This window comes from Streptomyces coffeae (assembly GCF_016741875.1).
GTDB classification, from domain to species: Bacteria; Actinomycetota; Actinomycetes; order Streptomycetales; family Streptomycetaceae; genus Streptomyces; species Streptomyces coffeae.
Genome location: NZ_JAERRF010000213.1, coordinates 1 through 398, shown reverse-complemented (window position 1 = coordinate 398; position 398 = coordinate 1). Strand labels below are relative to the sequence as shown.

General features: G+C 67.6%; 1 pseudogene. It reads left to right on the top strand.

Annotated elements, in window-relative coordinates:
- Positions 1–54: 54 nt before the first annotated feature.
- Positions 55–398, top strand: a pseudogene (locus JK363_RS42015) (hypothetical protein); the annotation flags it as partial.

The following is a 398-nucleotide window of genomic DNA, read 5'->3' as shown; positions in this document are numbered from 1 at the left end:
GACTTCGCGGTGGTGGCGTCCTCGATTGACTATCGGGAGCCTGTGCTTCCGGCCGTGAGTACGGTGACCGGTGAGTTGGTCGGTGCCGGGGACTGGGCCAGTTCGGGGTACTGGGTGGATCAGGTCCGTCGGCCGGTGCTGTTCCATGATGCGCTGCGTACTGCTACTGGGCCGCAGGGTGTGGGTCGGCTGTTGGAGGTGGGGCCGGATCCTGTGTTGGCTGCGTTGGCGCAGTCGGCGACGGACCCTGCTGTGGAGTCGGTGGTGGCGGTGTCGGCGTTGCGTGGGGGGCGTGCGGAGGCTGAGTCGGTGCTGTCCGCGGCCGGGGAGTTGTATGTGCGTGGTGTGGATGTGGACTGGGCTGCGGTGTTTGAGGGTGCTGGTGGTCGGCGGGTGGA